This window comes from Pseudomonas graminis, from assembly GCF_900111735.1.
Taxonomy (GTDB): domain Bacteria; phylum Pseudomonadota; class Gammaproteobacteria; order Pseudomonadales; family Pseudomonadaceae; genus Aquipseudomonas; species Aquipseudomonas graminis.
This window is the reverse complement of the sequence record NZ_FOHW01000058.1, coordinates 2894-21629: the sequence shown is the minus strand read 5'-3', so window position 1 is coordinate 21629 and position 18736 is coordinate 2894. Positions and strand designations below refer to the sequence as shown.

The 18736-nt window shown below is 61.1% G+C and carries 16 protein-coding genes; 7 read left to right on the top strand and 9 right to left on the bottom strand.

All coding sequences use genetic code 11. The features are described 5' to 3' along the window. Positions 1 to 250: 250 nt before the first annotated feature. The 3 genes from BMY98_RS25205 to BMY98_RS25195 form a co-directional block, all read right to left on the bottom strand. Positions 251 to 874: a 3'-5' exonuclease gene (locus BMY98_RS25205; protein WP_074893312.1), complete on the bottom strand. Its 624-nt coding sequence runs from the start codon at positions 872 to 874 to the stop codon at positions 251 to 253. A gap of 308 nt (positions 875 to 1182) precedes the next feature. Beyond that, entirely contained in the window at positions 1183 to 1662 is a 480-nt protein-coding gene (locus tag BMY98_RS25200) for a LabA-like NYN domain-containing protein (protein WP_074893311.1), read from the bottom strand. Positions 1663 to 1936: 274 nt separating this feature from the next. Next, positions 1937 to 2776, bottom strand: coding sequence for a DUF2076 domain-containing protein (locus BMY98_RS25195; RefSeq protein ID WP_074893310.1), 840 nt, complete (start codon positions 2774 to 2776; stop codon positions 1937 to 1939). A 189-nt stretch (positions 2777 to 2965) separates the two neighbouring features. Between BMY98_RS25195 and BMY98_RS25190 the strand changes: the two genes are divergently transcribed. Both BMY98_RS25190 and BMY98_RS25185 read left to right on the top strand, forming a co-directional pair. After that, positions 2966 to 3619: a YciC family protein gene (locus tag BMY98_RS25190; protein WP_074893309.1), complete on the top strand. Its 654-nt coding sequence runs from the start codon at positions 2966 to 2968 to the stop codon at positions 3617 to 3619. Positions 3620 to 3623: 4 nt separating this feature from the next. Continuing rightward, on the top strand, positions 3624 to 4718 hold the full coding sequence (locus BMY98_RS25185) for an endonuclease/exonuclease/phosphatase family protein (RefSeq protein WP_074893308.1): 1095 nt from the start codon (positions 3624 to 3626) through the stop codon (positions 4716 to 4718). 131 nt (positions 4719 to 4849) lie between these two features. On the opposite strand, the gene BMY98_RS25180 is transcribed toward BMY98_RS25185, so the two are convergent. Together BMY98_RS25180 and hrpB are read right to left on the bottom strand one after the other, a co-directional pair. Continuing rightward, the gene (locus tag BMY98_RS25180; protein WP_074893307.1) at positions 4850 to 5839 is read right to left on the bottom strand and encodes a hypothetical protein; all 990 of its coding nucleotides are present in this window, start codon (positions 5837 to 5839) and stop codon (positions 4850 to 4852) included. Positions 5840 to 6321: 482 nt separating this feature from the next. Beyond that, positions 6322 to 8853 carry an ATP-dependent helicase HrpB gene (gene hrpB, locus BMY98_RS25175; RefSeq protein WP_074893303.1) on the bottom strand — a complete coding sequence of 844 codons (2532 nt, stop codon included), beginning with the start codon at positions 8851 to 8853 and terminating at the stop codon, positions 6322 to 6324. A gap of 475 nt (positions 8854 to 9328) precedes the next feature. On the opposite strand from hrpB, the gene BMY98_RS25170 reads away from it, so the two are divergent. The 3 genes from BMY98_RS25170 to BMY98_RS25160 are packed head-to-tail and all read left to right on the top strand — an operon-like array spanning position 9329 to position 11487. Next, positions 9329 to 10087 carry an Abi family protein gene (locus BMY98_RS25170; RefSeq protein WP_083398888.1) on the top strand — a complete coding sequence of 253 codons (759 nt, stop codon included), beginning with the start codon at positions 9329 to 9331 and terminating at the stop codon, positions 10085 to 10087. 44 nt (positions 10088 to 10131) lie between these two features. Then, the gene (locus BMY98_RS25165) at positions 10132 to 10557 is read left to right on the top strand and encodes a polyribonucleotide nucleotidyltransferase (protein ID WP_074893302.1); all 426 of its coding nucleotides are present in this window, start codon (positions 10132 to 10134) and stop codon (positions 10555 to 10557) included. 24 nt (positions 10558 to 10581) lie between these two features. Continuing rightward, positions 10582 to 11487 carry a cation diffusion facilitator family transporter gene (locus tag BMY98_RS25160; RefSeq protein ID WP_074893301.1) on the top strand — a complete coding sequence of 302 codons (906 nt, stop codon included), beginning with the start codon at positions 10582 to 10584 and terminating at the stop codon, positions 11485 to 11487. 788 nt (positions 11488 to 12275) lie between these two features. On the opposite strand, the gene BMY98_RS27925 is transcribed toward BMY98_RS25160, so the two are convergent. Further along, positions 12276 to 13010, bottom strand: coding sequence for a DUF6515 family protein (locus tag BMY98_RS27925; RefSeq protein ID WP_175514219.1), 735 nt, complete (start codon positions 13008 to 13010; stop codon positions 12276 to 12278). 36 nt (positions 13011 to 13046) lie between these two features. Between BMY98_RS27925 and BMY98_RS27920 the strand changes: the two genes are divergently transcribed. Together BMY98_RS27920 and BMY98_RS25145 are read left to right on the top strand one after the other, a co-directional pair. Further along, the gene (locus BMY98_RS27920) at positions 13047 to 13652 is read left to right on the top strand and encodes a hypothetical protein (RefSeq protein WP_342742140.1); all 606 of its coding nucleotides are present in this window, start codon (positions 13047 to 13049) and stop codon (positions 13650 to 13652) included. A gap of 255 nt (positions 13653 to 13907) precedes the next feature. Then, on the top strand, positions 13908 to 14387 hold the full coding sequence (locus BMY98_RS25145; RefSeq protein WP_074893299.1) for an Lrp/AsnC family transcriptional regulator: 480 nt from the start codon (positions 13908 to 13910) through the stop codon (positions 14385 to 14387). 176 nt (positions 14388 to 14563) lie between these two features. Here the strand turns inward: BMY98_RS25145 and BMY98_RS25140 are convergent, their stop codons facing one another. The 3 genes from BMY98_RS25140 to BMY98_RS25130 all read right to left on the bottom strand — a co-directional run bounded on the left by BMY98_RS25140 (position 14564) and on the right by BMY98_RS25130 (position 18563). Continuing rightward, positions 14564 to 15196, bottom strand: coding sequence for a pseudouridine synthase (locus BMY98_RS25140; protein ID WP_074893298.1), 633 nt, complete (start codon positions 15194 to 15196; stop codon positions 14564 to 14566). 72 nt (positions 15197 to 15268) lie between these two features. After that, entirely contained in the window at positions 15269 to 16765 is a 1497-nt protein-coding gene (amn, locus tag BMY98_RS25135; RefSeq protein WP_175514220.1) for an AMP nucleosidase, read from the bottom strand. Between the two features lie 148 nt (positions 16766 to 16913). Then, complete coding sequence (locus BMY98_RS25130) at positions 16914 to 18563, bottom strand: acyl-CoA dehydrogenase family protein (RefSeq protein WP_074893313.1); 1650 nt, start codon at positions 18561 to 18563, stop codon at positions 16914 to 16916. Between the last annotated feature and the right edge of the window lie 173 nt (positions 18564 to 18736).

Genomic DNA, 18736 nt, shown 5'->3' with positions numbered 1-18736 from the left:
GGCCTCTTCCCGGCTGAAGCCGGTCCCACTGACAGCACGCGCTCATCCAGTGGGACTGGCTTTAGCCGGGAAGGCGTCGGTTGGCGCGCTGCAAATTTGATGTCGAACACGCTGGCCTCTTCCCGGCTGAAGCCGGTCCTACTAACCGACCGCGTACACCCGTAGGACTGGCTTTAGCCGGGAAGGCGTCAAGTGTCACGCCGCAAAAGTGATAGTGCGCAAACGGGCCTCTTCCCGGCTGAAGCCGGTCCTACTGAGCGGCGAGGCCGCGGTGCTTGCTGATGGCATCGGCGATTTTCTTCGCCGGGACTTTTTGCAGGGTACACAGCAACTGGTGAGAAACACCGGCGAGGCCGTGGGTGTCGCGCAGTTGGTGGCCCAGGTGCAGCGTGAGGTTGGCGGCCATTTCCGCGTCGGCCATGGCCCGGTGAGCCTTGCCGGTGTGGGGCAAGCCGGCCCAACTGGTCAACGTGCCGAGTTTATGGTTCGGCGCATGGGGCAGAAGGCGACGTGCCAGCAGCATGGAGCAGGCGAAGCTCTGCACGCGATTGCGCTTGATGCGAGCCAACTCGAAGTCCCAGAACTTCTGGTCGAATGAGGCATTGTGCGCCACCAGCGGCGTCAGGCCGACGAACTCCGCAACCTCGTTCATGACGCGGTCAGCCGGCGGCGCCGTGCGCAGCATGCTGTTGCTGATGCCGGTCAGGGACTCAATGAAAGACGGAATGCGCACGCCGGCGTTCATCAGGCTTTGATAGCGCTCGACAATAACGCCCTGCTCCACGATCACCACCGCGATTTCCGTGGCGCGGCAGTAGCTGCTGGGGGAAATGCCAGTGGTTTCGAAGTCGATGACGGCGATACGTTCTTGCATGGGAGAGACCTTCAGAAATAGCTGGTTTTTGCGTTTTGCTCGGGAGCGCCTGGCTGATATCGCGTCGGACATCGCTTGCGTGTTGCGCCTCTGTAGGAGCTGTCGGAGGTAACGACGGTGGCGAACGCGGTGGGTCAGTTGGCGCATGTTTACCTGAACGGGCCGGGTTCGCCAGCAAGCCGACTCCTACAGATTTGCGGCGTTTGTCAGCCTGCGCTACGTCACGCTCTGAGCAGCGGCCTGCCCACAATCGGAATATACGGCCGCGCGGATCAACGAATTGGCGGCGTTCGTTTGCCTGCGTTGCATCAAGTCTTGAGCAGCAACCCGCCCTCGATCGGCACATAACGGCTGGCCGCGCGGATCAGCGAATTGGCGGTCAACCCCGGTACGCCGTAGGCAATCGCTTCGACGCTATGCTTGCTGATAATGCGTTCCAGCAACAGGTCAAAATCGCCATCGCCGGACGCCAGCACGACTTCATCGACATTCGGCGCGACGTCCATGATGTCGATGGTGATGCCCACGTCCCAGTCGCCTTTGGCCGAGCCGTCGCTGCGCTGGATGTAGGGTTTGAGTTTGACGGTGAAACCGAGGTTGCGCAGGATCTGCTGGAACTGCTGCTGCTTGCTGTCGCCACGGTCGATGGCATACGCATACGCCTCGACGATCTGCCCGCTCTGGCTGATGTCAGCCCACAGGGCGGCGTAATTGAAGTGACAACCGTGAGCCTGACGCACTGTGTAATACAGATTCTGTACGTCGGCGAAGACCGCGATTCTTCTCACCCAAATTCCTCGATGCGCTGACAAGCGACAGGGATCCGAAAACCGGACCGGCGCTCAGTATGCCAGTTTGGGGAAGGGATTGAAGGATTGGGTTGGAAGGCGATTGCGGGACGCGGTCTGTATTCCTGACACACCGCAGTCGCGACTCATCACCTAACGGTGTAGGAGCGCGCTTGCCCGCGAAAAATAGTTCAGACGATAGAGATGTATCGTGTATACCGACGTCTTCGCGGGCAAGCGCGCTCCTACAGGGATGTGGCTTGTACTTACGGTGTCAGACGAACGAATCGTCGTCGTCAAACATGCCGCCACCGGTGTCGCTGCCATAATCGGTGTCGGCAAAACCATTGGAATCACTCCCCCAGGCGTCATTGCCGGGATTGTCGTTGCCGACACTGTCATTACCCGTCACGCGCTGCTGGTCATCACCCCAACCGCCGCTGCCACCCTGGTCATGTTCGGCAGCAGGCTGGGCCGGCTGCTCCTGGATGATCTCGACGACTTCCTGCGGCTGGCTGTTGTGGTGGAACAGGCTGCTGATGCCTTCCGCCAGCATCACGCCGCCGGCCACGCCCGCTGCGGTTTTCAGTGCGCCTCCGAGGAAGCCACTGCCGACTGGCGCCGCCGGTGCCTGTTGCGGTTGGGCATAGTTTTGCTGTGGCTGAGCATAATTCTGCTGCGGCGCGTTATAAGGCGGCGGGCTTGCAGGACCACTTTCGCGCCAGCCGCCCGAGGAAGGCTGCGGGTTCGACGGACGCGAGAACGACGAACCCGGCTGCTGAGCCTGTGGCTCGCGGGAGCCGCCGCCAAAGATGCTCGACAGAAACCCGCCGCCACTGCCGGACGGGGCAGGCGCCGCAGATTTTGACCGCTCCAGTTCAGCCCGCAGTTGTTGAATCTGCTCGTCGCGCTGACGGTTCTGGGCCTCCAGCTGCTTAATCGCGACTTCCTGCACCAGAATCGACTGCGCCATGTAATAAGGCGCAGCGGGCTGGCGAGTCAGGTGCTCCTTGATCAGCGCCTCGGCCTGCGCATCACGGGGGGCCGATTCGGTTTCTGCTTGCTTGAGCTTGCCAAACAAGCCGTCGATCAGGGTTTGTTCTTCGCTGTTCATGGCGACCTCGTTAGATTGCCGTAGGAATTCTGTTCTGAGCCATTGCTCGGACATATCCAGTAATGGGGCTGTTCAAGGGCGATTCAATAGGATGTAAAAAAAGTTAAGAAGCCCACACTGTCGCCGCCGGTTGGCCGGTTCTGCGGCGCTACGTTACAGTGTCGGCCTGCTTATCCCTGTGATCCGTTCATGAATCCGCTGACCATTCTGCAAGACTCGTTTTACTTCTTCCGACGCAACTTCGGCAGCATTCTTACGCTGTGCCTGCCGCTGGTGGTGCTGGAGGCCCTGACCAAACAGCTCGTTGGCTTCGGGCAGAGCACTGGCGTCGCGCCCCTGTTGATCGGGCTGTTGTTCTACCCGCTCTACACCGGCGCACTCATCCTCTTCATGGACGCCAAAACCCGGGGCGAAGAGCCGGTCAAATCCAGCCTGTGGGCCGTTGCGTTGCGCATGTGGCCTACCTTCGCGGTGCTGACCGCGCTGAGCACCCTGCTGATCATGGCCGGCATGTCGCTGTTCATCCTGCCGGGCGTGTGGGTGATGATCAAACTGGTGCTGTCCGAATACCTGCTGGTGTTGCGCGGGATGGGGCCGCTGGAGGCGATGCGCGAAAGCTTCAGGATGACCCAGGGCCACGTGGTGCGCATTTTCACCTGCGTGCTGTGCGTTTATATCCCGCTGTCGCTGCTTGAAGCACTGAGCTATTACGTGCTGCCGGACCAGCAGAGCCTGATCCTGTCGATGGCCGTCGACAGTATTTCCAGCTTCCTGCAGCTGTTCATCAGCGTGGTGATGTTCCGGTTGTTCATGCTCATCGACCCACCCGCGCGGTCGGTCTGAGAAGATGGCGCGTCCTGTGCGGTATCTGATCTACCTCGCGGTGTGCGCCGGGTTGTTCGGAATACTGCTGTATGACCTGACCTGGCACCCCGCCCGACACGAGAATGTGGCGGTGTCCTGCAACGCGAAGGACGCAAAGCCACCCGTGTTGGCGCCAGGCCAGACCCTCAAGGTGATGACCTGGAACATTCAGTACCTGGCCGGCAAGCGTTATGTCTTCTGGTACGACATGCCCGACGGCAGCGGCCCTGACGAGCGCCCGACCCCGGAAGACCTGGCCTACAACCTGGATGAGGTGGCGCGGGTCATCCGCGACGAGCAGCCAGACATCGTCTTGCTACAGGAAGTCGACGACGGCGCGAAGAACACCGACTACGGCAATCAACTCGCCCTGCTTCAGGCGCGCGTCGCCGATCTGTACCCGTGCAGCAGCGAGGCGTTTTACTGGAAGTCCGACTTCGTGCCGGATCGCCACATCTTCGGCAGCGTCGGCCGCAAGCTGGCCACACTGAGCCGCTACCAGATGGACAGCGCCGAACGCCTGCACCTGCCCTCGCCGTCCGGCCACTTCATCAGCCGCCTGTTTCAACCCCAGCCTGCCCTGCTCGTCAGCTACCTGCCGCTAAAAGATGGCGGGCGCCTGGCCGTGACCAATACGCACTTGAGCGATGCCGAATCAGACAGCGACGTGCAACAGCGCCAAGTCGCGGCGGTTCGTCAGTTGCAGCAAACCTTCGAACAGAACGGCACGCTGTGGATAAGTGGCGGGGATTTCAATCTGCTGCCACAGGGCCAATATCAGCGGTTACCCGCCGAACAGCGCGCACCCTATTCAGCGGCGAGTGAGCTACAGGGCTTGTGGGAAAGCTTCCCGATGGTCCCGAGCACTGAAGACGTGACCGGTGAGGATCGTCGCAAGTGGTATACCCGCTTCCCCAACGACCCCCGCATCAGCGGCCCGGATCGCACGCAGGATTTTCTGTTCTACAGCCCGAAGCTGAAGCGGGTCGAGGCGCGGGTGCGGCAGGCGGATACGTTGTTGATCTCTGATCACATGCCGGTGATTGCGCGCTTGAAGGTGCCCATGGCGGGCGAGTAAATGCACAGATCACCCGCGTTTGCCTTTTTGGTTAACCCCGGCGCTCCCGCATGTGCTGTTTTGCTGCATGGATCAATACGGCTTCCAATTCGCCAAAGAAACCCCGCCGCTCCGTGGCGGGGTAAGGCATCTTAATGTTGGTAGATGGTGGCGGTGTTGCCGCCGCCGCCCGTCTGGCTGACGTTGGCGACCATGTTGTTGCCGGTCTGAGTGACACCTACCAGGTTAGTGCCGCCTAACAAACCGCCGCCGACGCCGGTCTGGCTGACCACAGCGCGGTTGTTGTTGCCGGTCTGTAGCAGGGTTTCTTCGTTAAAGACGCCGCTCTGGGTGCTGGACGAAAAGTTGTTGTTACCGCGCTGTTGGACATCACCTTTCATCCCGTAGCCGGTCTGATACAGAGTGGCGGTGTTGAAGTCACCGTTCTGCAGCATGCTGGCGGAGGTCACTTGAGTATTGGTTTGCTGAATGGAGCCGGTGTTGCTGTTGCCGTTCTGCTGCAGAATGGCAGACACCCGATTCGAGTTGTGCTGCTGCAAAACAGTACCGGTGTTGCCGTTGCCCGACTGTATAACAGAGCCGGTCACCGTGTTGTTGTTGTTTTGCTGTGTAAGGCTGCCAACGTTATAGCTGCCCGATTGACTAATACCGCCCCCGACGATGGTACTGTTACTTGCCTGGTAAAGACTCGCAGTGTTATAGCTCCCTCCGCCTTGAGTAATGCTGGCGCTTGTGCGGTTATTGTTATCCTGGGCGATGGTGGCGGTACTGTAGCTGCCGGACTGGTCCAGCTCCGCGACTTGAGGCAGCGAACTACCGCCGCCCTTTTGCGTCACGGTTGCCGTGTTGTTGTTTCCGGCCTGCTTGGCCGAAGTGAAGTTGGAGAAACCATCCTGTTTGATGTTCAGAGTGCTGTAGGTCGCACTCTGAAGAGCGCCTGCGCCGTTCCGGGTGCCCGTCTGATTAATGTTGACCGTCGACTGGGTCGCGCCTCGCTGCTCGGCGTTCAGGCTATTACTTGTGCCGTCCTGAGTGGTATTCACGGTGCTGGAGTCTGCCATGGCGGATCCAGACAGTGCAGCCAGGACCGCCAGGGACAAAAGTGCTTTACGTGCGTGCATGGAAAGTCATCCTTTTTAAAATAACTGTCGGCGTTGATCATCGAGAGTGGCCCTAAAACATCTGTGCTGCGGCATCAGCTTCAATATCAGGGACGGATGTGCGGTACGTATGCCGTTGCAGCAACGAATGGTCGAAGGACCCTGCGGACAAGGCCTGGGATGCTGCCTGCTATTAACCCCAACAGATTGGAGCTCTCGCTAGTTATATACGAGTTATCGCGCTTCGCCAGTCGACAGACGAAATAAACGTTCTCTTTTTATTGGCGCCAACTATCAACCTCAATTCGGCCGACCGCCTTTCAAACTGGCAACATGATCATTACTCGAAAGCATGACGCCATTTTTCTGCCTGAAACTATTACCCCACATTCAAAACGTTAATAACGAAGTCTCGAAAGGTTTTGCATTGATGCGTTAACAACCATGAGCTTTGTTGTTAACGCGTTAAAACATTAAGCATTGATATGGGCAGAGTTGCAGAATCACTTCCTCGGCTTCACCCGCGCGGTCGGTTCGGCAATCAACGGATCGTCCGGCCAATAGTGCTTCGGATACCGCCCCTTCAAGTCCTTCTTCACCTCGGCATAGGTGCTGCGCCAGAAGTTGGCAAGGTCTTGGGTGACTTGCACCGGGCGCCGTGCGGGGGACAGCAGGTGCAGTTTGACGACCTGTCGGCCATTGGCGATCCGCGGCGTGTCGGCCAGGCCGAAGAGCTCCTGCAGGCGCACCGCCAGAATGGGTGGGGACTCGCTGTAATCCAGACGCACCGATGAACCCGACGGCACGGTCAGGTGGTGCGGCGCCAGTTCGTCGAGCCGCTGGGGCAAGGGCCACGGCAGCAGGTTGTGCAGGATGGATGACAGGTCCAGATTGCCGAAGTGGCTCAGTCGCGTGACCTTGCCCAAATACGGCAGCAGCCAGTGCTCTAGCGTCGCCAGCAACCCATCGTTGCTCACATCCGGCCACTCGCTTTCACTGAGTTTTTGCAGATCCATCTGACGCAATAGACCGACGCGCGCCTGCCACTGGCGCAGCTCCGGTGTCCATGGCAACAGTTCCAGGCCCTTGCGTCGCACCAGCGCCAAGAGCGCCTGGCCCCGCGCCGAGTCGTCCAGCCCGGTGAGCGGCTCGCGGCTGATGATCAGCTCACCGGCCTTGCGCTGACGTTCGGCGCGGAACACGCCCTCGCGCTCATCCCAGTCCAGTTGATCGAACTGCGTCACCTGTTCAGCCAGCACTGTGTTGAACAGGTCGGGATCGAACTCGGCGGCCAGATAGATGCGCTCTTCGCGCTGGCCTTGGCGGCTGCCCAGATCGGCCACCACCAGCCACGGCTGTTTCATCAACGCGTCTGGCTCGGCGAACAAGGCGGCGCGGCCGTTGGCGAGTCGATACTCGGCGCCCCCAGCGCGTCGCTGTTGCGCAACGCGATCGGGATAGGCCAGCGCTAATAGTGCGCCGAGCCAGCGCGGGTGATCAGGGTCGGCGACCGGTTTACGGGCCGCGCCTCTCAGATAACCCCGATATTGGCGGGACAACTGCCGCGCTCGCTGCACGCCGCCCTGCGCGCCTTTCGCGGCGCGTTCTGCACCCGCCAGCAATGTCAGTCGGCTGTGCAGATCTGCACCGGCGCCGCGCAGAATGTCACGTTCGCCGAGTAACGCTGCGACGTTGCACGCCAGCGGGCCCAAGCCCAGTTCATGACCGCGCAACAGCAAATGGGCGATGCGTGGGTGCGCGGGTACTTCGGCCATCGACTGGCCGTGGGGCGTGAGTTTCCAGTCTTCACCCGGCTTGCGCGTCAGAGCGCCCAGCCGCGCCAGCAGGTCCTGCGCCTGGGCATAAGCGGCGGCAGGCGGCAGGTCCAGCCAGGTCAATTGCGTCGGTTCGACGCCCCACCGCGCCAGTTGCAATGCCAGGCCGGCAAGGTCGGCCTGAAGAATTTCCGCCGCGCCGTACGCCGCCAGCTGATCGTGCTGCGCCTCGGACCACAGTCGATAACACACGCCCGGCTCAAGCCGCCCGGCCCGGCCCGCGCGCTGCGTGGCGCTGGCCCTGGAAATCCGCTGGGTATCGAGGCGCGTCATGCCGCTGCCGGGATCGAAACGCGGCACCCGCGCCAGCCCCGCGTCGATGACCACCCGCACGCCATCAATGGTCAGGCTGGTCTCGGCGATGTTGGTGGCCAGCACGACTTTGCGCTTGCCCTTGGGTGGTGGTTCGATCGCCGCACGCTGGGCGCTCAGGTCGAGCTCGCCATGCAGCGGGCACAGCAGCACGTCGCTGCGATCGCCGACGGCCTCGGTCAGCTGTTGATTGACCCGACGAATTTCGGCCTGCCCCGGCAGGAATACCAGCACGCTGCCGGACTCGTTGCCCAGCGCGTCGAGCACGGTCTGCACCACCCGCGGCTCGATGAACTCCCCCGGCTGAAACGGCCGCCCCCACTGCATCGACACCGGAAACATGCGCCCTTCGCTGCTGATGACCGGCGCATCGTTGAGCAAGCTCGACAGCCGCGCGCCTTCAAGGGTCGCCGACATCAGCAAGATCTTTAGCGGCTGCTCGTCACGAAACAGCGCGCGACCGTTGAGGCTCAGGGCCAGCGCAAGATCAGCGTCGAGGCTCCGTTCATGAAATTCGTCGAAGATCAGCAGCCCGACACCTTCCAGCGAAGGGTCTTCCTGCAAGCGCCGGGTGAGAATGCCTTCGGTGACCACTTCGATGCGCGTGTTGGGGCCGACCTTGCTGTCCAGGCGAATCCGGTAACCCACCGTCTCGCCGACGCCCTCCCCCAGTTCGCTCGCCAGTCTTTCAGCAGCAGCACGAGCAGCCAGGCGCCGGGGTTCAAGCATCAGGATCGTCTGCCCCGCCAGCCAGGACTCTTGCAACAGCGCGAGCGGCACACGGGTAGTCTTGCCCGCGCCCGGCGGCGCCTCGAGCACGGCCTCGTCCCGGTCGGCAAGGGCCTGGCGCAGGGCGGGCAGAACGGCATCGATGGGCAAAGAATTCATGGTGGCTCCCAGATCAGCCGGGGAGTATACCCACGAGCATCGCAGGCCCCCAGCCTGTGTGGGGATGCGCTTGCGAAGAGCGCCAGAGAACAGCGTGCTGCCGATTCTCAAACGCCAGAAACAAGGAAGCCCCGCAAGCGGGGCCACAACTTAACCTAGTCTCATCACCGTTTCAAAAGCCCGGGAGTGGAGGTGCTAGGGCAGCGACGCAAATTTATCACAGAACAGAGCAACGTCAAATCCGAAGATGGGTTCTCAACGCAGTGGCTTTCCTGCCTTAGATTATTTCTCGCTATCACCGGTGTCTTGATCTGGCAGCGGCATTGCCGTGTGAAGTGAACGAAACCCGCACGCACTGCAGACCGCCTCAGCGGCGGCTTAGCTTCAATGGAGATCCCACGGCGTGTAAAATTTCGGCTTTTCGCCCAAGATAGTTCTTGGCGGCAGTTTGGTTTCCAGGAAGGTTAATTTAGCTATGGTTTGGAACACGCTGGAGGCAAAGCTCTCCACTCCCCGGATGTCCCGTTACCTTCAGAAGAATCAGAACAAGCACGACCGGGCAGCGGAAGCGTATGTACACAACATGAAAATTGCCGAATCTCTGGTCTCGATTTTTCATGTGCTTGAGGTATCCCTGCGCAACGGCATACAGAAGGAGATGGCTATCGAATACAACCGGCTCGACTGGTATGAAGAGTGGAATGACCCTGCCGACGCAGACCTTCAAAAACTCTACAACAAGATCGCCGATGCGAAGAGAGCCCTCGGTGCGCGCAGGGTTAAGGCTAGCCCCGACAATATCGTGGCAGAACTCAGTTTTGGATTTTGGACATCCTTGTTCAACCGCGCAACCACCAAGAAGCTGTCCAAACCTCTGATGAGAGTTTTCTATTCGTGCCCTAAAAGCATGCGTCAGCCAGACAAGATGCGTACACGACTGAATAAGGGGCGCGACCTGCGAAACAGATGTTTCCATCATGAGCCGCTGCTTTGGCAGCCGCTTATGGATATACACCGAGATATTTTGGAGGTCGTGAAATGGATCGACCCAAGCCTGCATGCTTGGGTCCAGGGCCATGACCGGGTTGCATCGACCGTACACGAATGGATGACATGGAGAGACGCTCCAGTACCCTCACCCACCCCGTGTCAACTCCAAAGCGCCCCAGCATCAACCTGTTTTGCTCATCCCCCCAACGAGCTGTCTTCCCACACGGATACTCTTATTGATTAGGCATTTGCCTTGTATAGTTGCGACTTCTTATGAGGAGATACCCCATGCGCATTCCTTCCCGTTTGATTGGCGGCGTTCTGGTTGCCACGCTGCTGACACAGCTCACCGCGTGCGGCAGTATTTTTTACCCCGAGCGCCGTGGCCAGATTCAGGGCAGCGGTCGAATGGACCCAGCGATCGTGATACTCGACGCCATCGGCCTGTTGTTCTACATCATTCCCGGCGTGATCGCGTTCGGCGTGGACTTCGCCACTGGCGCGATCTATCTGCCAGGCGGCACTCACGCTCAGATCGATCCGCAAAAGCTCGAACCTGCCGTGCGCACTGACGGCACAGTCGATAACGCCAAGCTGCAAGCCATCATCCAGACCGAGCTTGGCCGCACGCTGCCACTGGATGACCCTCGTCTGATCCAGCACAAAGGCAGCACGCAGCAACTTGCCTCCCTGGGCCTTGTACCGTCCGCTTAAGATTTATGATTTAAAGGAAGCGCCATGAGCACCAGCCCCGAACACGCCCGCTTATTGCGTCTGGCAACCCGCGCCTCGCTTGCCGTGGCGAGCATTCTGATCGTTGCCAAAGCGGTTGCGTGGTGGCTCAGCGGATCGGTCAGCCTGCTGGCCGGCCTGACGGATTCGATGCTCGACGGCGCGGCGTCATTCCTCAATCTGCTGGCGGTGCATTACGCGTTGCGGCCCGCCGACGATGATCATCGCTACGGCCACGGCAAGGCTGAAGCGCTGTCGGGCATGGCCCAGGCGCTGTTCATCGCGGTAAGTGCCTTTTTGATCGGCTTTCAGGCGGTCGACCGCATTCAACACCCACAACCCCTCGGCGCCCCCGGGCTGGGTTTGCTGGTGATGGTGTTGTCGATTGGCCTGACGGTCGCGTTGTTGATGTTGCAGCACCGCGTGGTGAAGGCAACCGGTTCGGCGGCGATACGCGCGGACTCCCTGCACTATCGCTCTGACCTGCTGCTCAACTTCAGCATCATGCTGGCGCTGGGGCTGGCCTACTTCGGCTACTCCCAACTGGACGCTTATTTTGGTCTGGCGATCGCGTTCTACATTTTGTGGAGCGCCATTTCCATCGCCCGGGAGACGGTGTCGGTGCTGATGGACGCTGAACTGCCTGTGGATGTCAGCGCAAAAATGCTCGAACTGGCCCAGGCCGTGCCGGGCGTATTGGGCGCCCACGACCTGCGCACGCGGATTTCGGGTAATCACTGGTTCGTGCAGCTGCACCTGGAGTTGCCGGGCACGCTGACGCTGTCAGTGGCGCACGACTTGTGCGAGCGGGTGGAAGCGGCGATTCAGGACGAATTCCCCAAAGCCGAAGTGCTGGTGCACGCCGATCCGCAGGAAGTGGTGGGTCGTGAGGATGGACCAGTTTTGAATTGAAAGCGTCAGGCGTTACACCGCGAAGCTGATGGTGCTCAAACCGGCCCCTTCCCGGCTGAAGCCGGTCCCACTGACTGACCGCATGCCCCTAGTGGGACCGGCTTTAGCCGGGAAACCTCGCGCACGTGCTGACGGACTGGCTTCACTGGTGATGTGCGGTCTTACGCGGGCCATTGTAGGAGCGCGCTTGCCCGCGAAACCGGTTAATCAGGCAATACAGTTGTCGCAGTTCAAACGCCTTCGCGGGCAAGCGCGCTCCTACAGGATGCGCGTCAGCCAGCATTATTTTGTCTCCCGCCCTGCCCCATAGGCTGGCCCCGCGGCAGTACTTAGTGGGAACGGTTTTAGCCGGGAAGGCGTCAGGCGTCACACTACAAATCTGATGGCGATCAAACCGGCCTCTTCCCGGCTGAAGCCGGTCCCACTGACTGACCACGTGCACTTAGTGGGACCGGCTTTAGCCGGGAAAGCGTCGGTTGTCACACCGCAAATCTGATGGCGATCAAACTGGCCTCTTCCCGGCTGAAGCCGGTCCCACTTAAAAACCTCGCGCACGTGCTGGCGGACTGGCTTCACTGGTGATGTGCGTTCTGACGCGGGCCATTGTAGGAGCGCGCTTGCCCGCGAAACCGGTTAATCAGGCGATACAGTTGTTGCAGTTCAAACCCTTTCGCGGGCAAGCGCGCTCCTACAGGATGCGCGTCAGCCAGCATTATTTTGTCTCCCGCCCTGCCCCATAGGCTGGCCCCACTAAGGAAATATGCGTTCAGCGCTACACACTCCCGCTCTTACTGCTGAACGCTATACCCCCGCTGTGCATAACAACTGGCCATCGCCTGTCGGTACACGCCCAGCACTTCCGGTGCCGGTTGATAGGCTGCGCCCGCCGGGTCGAAGTTGCTTTGCTGTACGGCGAAGCGGTAGCAGTCGTAGCGGTCCTGTTCGATTTCCTGTTGAGGCTTGCCTTGCGGCGGATAGGCGACAACGTCATAGGGATTTGCGGCCTGCTGAACAGGCTGCGGCTGCTGCGGCGAATACACCGGCTCGACGTTCTGCGGAGGCTCGGCAACTACGTATTCCTGGGTGTTCTGCTCGTAGGTGTAATAGGTGCCGGCGGCAACAAAGAACAAGGCGCTGCCGAGCCAGACCTGCTGCGCGTAGTCGGGCAGATAGCGGACGCGAACGCCACGTGGTGGCTCGACGACCACATAACGCGGGCCTTGCGGGCGATACCAGTAACCGCCTGAGTAGAAGTAGTCGCCGCCACGGTATGGCACCCGCGAATACCCGCCCGGCATGCGATCAATCTCGTAACCCGGCCGATAGCGCGGGCCCGAACCCCAGCCATCACCATGACCACCGGGACGACCCGGCTGCCAGTTACCGTGATCGGGACGACGGTCGCCGTCGCGCCAGCGGTTGTCTCGTGGCTGGTCGCGGTAGAAGCCCTGACGAGGCTCCTGGGTCTGAACCACCGTATCCGGCCGACCCTGAATGGGCAGACCGCCCTGGCGATCTTGCAACTGACGCTGTTGTTGCTGCTGCTCTTGCTGGCGTCGTTGCTGATCCTGCTGTTGCTGGCGTTGCTGCTGCTGCTGCTGCTGCTGCTGCTGCTGGCGTTGATCGTCACGCTGTTGATTGCGTTCGCGATCCTGCTGCTGGCGCTGCTGATTGGCGCGCTCTTGCTGGTTCTGCTGAATCTGGCGCTGCTGCTGGATTTGTTCCTGCTGGCGCTGCTGTTGTTGCTGATTCTGCTGTTGCTGGCGTTCTTGCTGCTGCTGACGCTGCTGGTTGTCGCTAAACCCGCGCTGGTTCTCCTGCTGCTGACGCTGCATCTCGAACCCGCGCTGTTGCTGTTGGCGCTGCTGCTGTTGTTGCTGCTGCTGCTGTTGATTATTGTCGTCGGCCCACACCTGAGCACTGATGCTCAAGGCCAAGAGACTGACACCTGCCAAACGCCAGATGCGCATGTTCATGCTTTCCTCACTGCGGCGCGGATACCTGTTGATAGGACTGCTGGTCGGGTGCGCCGTTCGCCGCACTCTATCAGCGTGGCGGATGAAACTGTAGAAGCACCACTGCGGCCTGGGCTGAAAAGGCAGGCACAAAAAAAGAGGGCTCAATGGCCCTCTCTGGAATGCCTCGTCCTGGCTCGACGCTTTTGACGCCGGCTCACCTCACATCGTCTTCTGGACAGTGCGTAGCCCGGTGGCCTGATCAACCCTGTCGGGCTGGAGGCCGCGGCTGGCCTGATTCGGCGGGCCGCGCTGGACGCTGTGTCCGGGCAGTGATTCTGGTTAAAAGAATAGGCTTTGACGGACGACAGAGGATTGCGAATATTGCTGATGAAAACACCACTTGCGCAATAATTCACTTCAGATGAATAATCCTGCGCAATCCATTCAATAAAGGCGCTTATCGTGAGCAAGCTCGACAGATATGACTTGAGTATTTTGGCCGAACTGCAAAAGGACGCGCGCATCTCCAATCAGGAGCTGGCCGAACGCATCGGGCTGTCGCCTTCGCCCTGCTCGCGGCGCGTCAAACAGCTGGAGGACGACGGTTATATCGTGGGCCAAGTCGCGCTGCTGGACCGCAAGAAGCTGGGCCTTAGCCTGACGGCCTACGTTCTGATCGGCATGGATCGCCACACACCCGACCGCTTCGAGAATTTCGAGCAGCACATTCGTAACCTGCCGCAGGTGCTGGAATGCAGCCTGGTTACCGGTATCGACGCCGATTACCAACTGAAGGTCGTCGTCCCGGACATGGATCACTATCAGAAATTTCTGCTGGGCCACCTGACCCGCATCGATGGCGTGACCAGCGTGCGCTCCAGCTTCGTGCTCAACCAGGTACTGGCGAGCACTGAGTTGCCGCTGGTGCATTTGCGCGGCTGAACCGCGCCAATGCAGATACAGCTTTTTGTAGGAGCGCGCTTGGTCCGGGCCGCATCCGGACGAAAGCGGTGGGTCAGCGACACATTGGCTGACTGACGGAACGCATTCGCGGGCAAGCGCGCTCCTACAGGAAATTCACGCGGCATTCAGACGCGTGTCTTGCCGCAGTTCTTTGATCAAAGCTTCGCCGGCACTTCCCGCCATTGCCCCTGATCCAGTCCTTCAAGGCTCCAGTCGCCAATCCGCACACGCACCAGTCGCAACGTTGGCAGCCCGACCGCCGCAGTCATCCTGCGCACCTGGCGGTTGCGTCCTTCTTTGATCACAAGCTCCAGCCAACTCGTCGGCACGCTTTTGCGAAATCGCACCGGCGGGTTACGCGGCCACAGTTCCGGTTCGTCCAATTGCCGGGCCTCTGCGGGCAGGGTCGGGCCATCGTTGAGCTCAACGCCGTCACGCAGCTTCTGCAGTTGCTCTTGCGTGGGCTCCCCCTCCACCTGCACCCAGTAGGTTTTCGCCAGTTTGTGCCTGGGGTCGGCGATGCGCGCCTGCAACTGGCCGTCGTTGGTCAGCAGCAGCAAGCCTTCGCTGTCGCGGTCCAGGCGGCCCGCCGGGTAGATGCCGGGGATCTCGATGAAATCCTTGAGCGTCGCCCGGCCTTCGCCATCACTGAACTGGGTCAGCACGTCGAAGGGTTTGTTGAACAGAATCAGCCGAGGTTCGGCGGGCGGTGCCTTGGCGACACGCCGGGGCGCGCCGGAGCGATCAGGGGAAGGACGGCGGGAATCGGGACGTTGGTTGCGGGGCATGGGAAACCGGTAAACAAATGACAGATACGGAAAGGGCCACTTTAGTGGCCCTTTCGTTGAACGCCTAGCGCCTTAACGGAACGGCGGTTCGTCGAAGCTGCGCAGTTTGCGCGAATGCAGCGAGTTGAGCTGCGTGCGCATCAGGTCCAGTGCGGCGATGCCGATCTTCAAGTGCTGGGTGACCGCACGCTCATAAAACGCGTTGGCCGAGCCCGGCAGCTTGATCTCGCTGTGCAGCGGTTTGTCCGAGACACAGAGCAAGGTCCCGTAAGGCACCCGCAAGCGATAACCCTGGGCGGCGATGGTGCCGCTTTCCATGTCCACCGCCACGGCGCGGGACAGGTTGATCAGCGGCCGTTCCTGGGCCCAGCGCAGTTCCCAGTTGCGATCATCGTAGGTCAGGACCGTACCGGTGCGCAGACGCTTCTTCAGATCGTCGCCGCGTTCGCCGGTGACTTGGGCCGCAGACTCCTGCAACGCCATTTGCACCTCGGCCAGCGCCGGGATCGGAATGTTCGGCGGCAGCACGCGGTCAAGAATACCGTCGCGACGCATGTAGGCGTGGGCAAGCACGTAGTCGCCGATGGTCTGGGACTGACGCAGGCCGCCGCAGTGACCAATCATCAGCCAGCAGTGCGGACGCAGGACCGCCAGGTGGTCGGTGATGTTCTTGGCGTTGGACGGGCCGACGCCGATGTTGACCAGTGTCACGCCATGGCCGTCTTCGGCGATCAGGTGGTAGGCCGGCATCTGGTAACGGTGCCAGACCACGCCGGAAACGATGGCCTGGGCTTCGCCGTAATCCATGCTCTTGTCGACAACGACGTTGCCTGGCAGGACCATCTTCACGAAGCGCGGGTCGTCGCGCAGTTTTTCCAGGCCATGCACGATGAACTGGTCGACGTAGCGGTGGTAGTTGGTCAGCAGGATCCACGGCTGAACATGGCGCCAGTCGCTGCCGGTGTAATGCACCAGACGGCGCAGCGAGAAATCCACCCGGGCGGCGTCGAACAACGCGAGGGGCAGCGGATCGGTGTTGGCCCAGTCGTACAGACCGTCGGCGATGCCATCGGTGGCGGCCGACAAATCGGTGCTCGGGAAGACACGGGCGAGGGTCGCAGCAGTGACGCCGGTACCGGCCAGTTCATCGCCCTGCTCGACCACGTACGGGTACGGAATGTTCTGTTCGCTGACGCCCACTTCCACCGTCACGGTGAAGTCGTTCATCAACGGCACAAGCTGTTCGAGCAGGTATTTGCGGAACGCTGCCGGGTGGGTGACGGTAACGCTGTAGGTGCCGGGCAGCTGAACCTTGGCGTAGGCGCGCGTGGTCAGCGGCACTTCGCCCTGGCAGTGATAGGTGAGGCGCAGCTCGGGGTAGCGGAACGTCAGACGCTCGGCGGCATCCGGTTCGACGCGGTCTTTCAGGTAACGCTTGAGCGCCTGGCTCAAGGCAGTGGTCGCCCGTGCGTGCAGCTCAGCGAGCCGATCCACGGCTTGTTCGGCAGTTTCTACGACAATGAAAGCTTCGGTCACGATGCATATCCTTCTGATCTTGCAAGCGCACATCTTGCCTGCAACAGATGACGAAGGCACGAGTTGTGTCAGAGAGGCCAGCTGCGGATATCCCGTGTGGGAGCGCGCTTGCCCGCGAAAAATGTCGCATTCACCGAATGTATGCCTGACACGCCCTGTTCGCAGGCAGCGCACACACAGATCACCCGGTTTGCGGCGATGACCGCGCGACCAACGCCTGCACATCCACACCGCGCGGCAAGGCGCCGTAAACGCGGCCCGGCCGTTCTAGCCGACCAGCGATAAACCCGTCGCTGACCACGGCATTGCCCGCTTCCAGCAGCAGCTTTGCCTGCAGCGCGACGGCGATGTCTTCGGTCAGTTGCCGTGCGCGGTACTGGATGTCGCCGGTGTCCTGAAACGCCTCCTTCAAGCCATGAATATGCGCGGCCAGACGCCTGTCGCCATGACCGTCGCCAAGCTCGTCAAACAGCGCATCCAGCACGCCGGGCTCTTTGGACAAGGCGCGCAGGACGTCGAGGCACTGCACATTGCCGGAACCTTCCCACGTCGAATTGACCGGCGCCTCACGGTACAGGCGCGGCAGAATCGTGTCCTCCACATACCCCGCACCGCCCATGCATTCCGCCGCTTCGTTGATCATCGCGGGCGCGCGTTTGCAGATCCAGTATTTGCCCACCGCCGTCACCAGCCGTGCGAAACGGGCTTCGTGGCCGTGATCCAGGCGCTCCAGCGAACACCCCATGCGCAGGGTCAATGCGAGGGCCGCTTCGCTTTCCAGCGCCAGGTCGGCGAGCACGTTTTGCATGAGCGGCTGCTCGCTGAGCAAGCGGCCACTGACGCTGCGGTGGGCGCAATGGTGCGCGGCCTGGGTCAGGGCCTGACGCATCAGCGCGCTGGATCCGGTCATGCAGTCGAAGCGGGTCATGGCCACCATTTCGATGATGGTCGGCACGCCGCGCCCCTCCTCACCCACCATCCAGGCCAGGGCGCCGCGGAATTCCACCTCACTGGAGGCGTTGGACCAGTTGCCCAGTTTGTTCTTCAGCCGCTGTATGTAGAACTCGTTGCGGGTGTCGTCCGGGCGATGGCGCGGCAGCAGGAAACAGGTCAGGCCCTTGTCAGTCTGCGCCAAGGTGAGGAAGGCGTCGCACATGGGCGCCGAGCAAAACCATTTGTGCCCCACCAGCTCATAGGCCTGACCGGGGCCGGGCTGGCCAACGGGATAAGCCCGCGTGGTATTGGCGCGCACGTCGGTGCCACCCTGTTTCTCGGTCATGGCCATGCCGATGGTGGCGCCGGACTTGTGGGCGATACCGACGTTGCGCGGGTCGTAGTGAGTGGCGAGGATCTTCGGCAGCCAGGTTTCGGCCAGGTCCGGTTGAAGGCGCAGGGCCGGGACGCTGGCGAAGGTCATAGTCAGCGGACAACCGCTGCCCGCTTCGGCCTGGGTGTGCAAATAGCTCATCGCCGCGCGGGCGACGTGGGCGCCTTCCCGGGGATCGGTCCACGGCAGCGACGGGATGCCGTGCTCAACCGCCGTTTGCATCAGTTGGTGATACGCGGGATGAAATTCCACCAGATCGATGCGATGGCCGTAGCGATCATGGCTGGCGAACACCGGTTTGTTCTGATTGGCGAGGAAACCCGCTTCCATCAACGGGCCACCGGCCAGCGCGCCATAGGCGTCGATTCGGTCCAGTGCCCAACCCGCCCCGAAGCGCTGCGACCACTCTTGCAGCGGCAGGTCGATGCGGTACAGGTTGGTGCCGTCCAGAGAAGGCGGCTGATTGGTGACCTCGTGGGTCTCGGCGAACTGATGCAGGTTGATGCGCTGGTCCATGAGGCGACTCCGGTCCGGGCAGCACGCGGCGGTCGTGCAGCTGACCTAGTGAATCACGCACCCCGCCCCGGCGACAGCGCCATAGAAGACGAAATCACGGCGGTTTTGCCTTGTGGGCGCACGATCTCGGAATGGATGCAGATCAACTGTAGGAGCGTGGC

Coding starts and splice junctions, on each gene's coding strand:
- amn (WP_175514220.1), bottom strand. CDS start 16,765: ATGTGCGCTTGCAAGATCAGAAGGATATGCATCGTGACCGAAGCTTTC.
- BMY98_RS25170 (WP_083398888.1), top strand. CDS start 9,329: ATGGTTTGGAACACGCTGGAGGCAAAGCTCTCCACTCCCCGGATGTCC.
- hrpB (WP_074893303.1), bottom strand. CDS start 8,853: ATGAATTCTTTGCCCATCGATGCCGTTCTGCCCGCCCTGCGCCAGGCC.
- BMY98_RS25185 (WP_074893308.1), top strand. CDS start 3,624: ATGGCGCGTCCTGTGCGGTATCTGATCTACCTCGCGGTGTGCGCCGGG.
- BMY98_RS25195 (WP_074893310.1), bottom strand. CDS start 2,776: ATGAACAGCGAAGAACAAACCCTGATCGACGGCTTGTTTGGCAAGCTC.
- BMY98_RS25160 (WP_074893301.1), top strand. CDS start 10,582: ATGAGCACCAGCCCCGAACACGCCCGCTTATTGCGTCTGGCAACCCGC.
- BMY98_RS25165 (WP_074893302.1), top strand. CDS start 10,132: ATGCGCATTCCTTCCCGTTTGATTGGCGGCGTTCTGGTTGCCACGCTG.
- BMY98_RS25140 (WP_074893298.1), bottom strand. CDS start 15,196: ATGCCCCGCAACCAACGTCCCGATTCCCGCCGTCCTTCCCCTGATCGC.
- BMY98_RS25180 (WP_074893307.1), bottom strand. CDS start 5,839: ATGCACGCACGTAAAGCACTTTTGTCCCTGGCGGTCCTGGCTGCACTG.
- BMY98_RS25205 (WP_074893312.1), bottom strand. CDS start 874: ATGCAAGAACGTATCGCCGTCATCGACTTCGAAACCACTGGCATTTCC.
- BMY98_RS25190 (WP_074893309.1), top strand. CDS start 2,966: ATGAATCCGCTGACCATTCTGCAAGACTCGTTTTACTTCTTCCGACGC.